This window comes from Pontibacter sp. HSC-14F20 (genome assembly GCF_019599265.1).
In the GTDB taxonomy this organism is placed as follows: domain Bacteria; phylum Bacteroidota; class Bacteroidia; order Cytophagales; family Hymenobacteraceae; genus Pontibacter.
In genome coordinates this window covers 1-266 of sequence record NZ_JAHZTC010000078.1, presented here as the reverse complement: position 1 = coordinate 266, position 266 = coordinate 1, and the positions used below count along the sequence as shown (strand labels likewise).

General features: G+C 56.8%; 1 protein-coding gene. It reads right to left on the bottom strand.

Going from position 1 to position 266, the window contains the following annotated elements; genetic code table 11:
• On the bottom strand, positions 1 to 184 hold a 184-nt coding region (locus tag K3G39_RS20580; RefSeq protein WP_220628045.1), incomplete at its 3' end, for a hypothetical protein.
• Positions 185 to 266 lie beyond the last annotated feature (82 nt).

Here is a 266-nt window from a genome sequence, read left to right as displayed (position 1 = left end):
TAGAGCAGTAGAGCTCCTCCATCACCCGAAGGCTCGCCCGGCCTCCTTCCAGCAGCGAGAGCAGCAGCAGCTGGAACATCACCCGCCCGCTGAGCTTCTTGACCTGGTGGTCCACCCGGGTCTGGGCCGCCAGCTGAGAAAGGTCCTGGTCAGGGATAAATGCCAGTAAATCCTTCGCCTTCATATCAGCCTCCTTTCATGTATGCCCGTTACATAATACGAACTTGACAAGGTTTCGAACAGTAGTGGCCCCTACCCCCATCAAG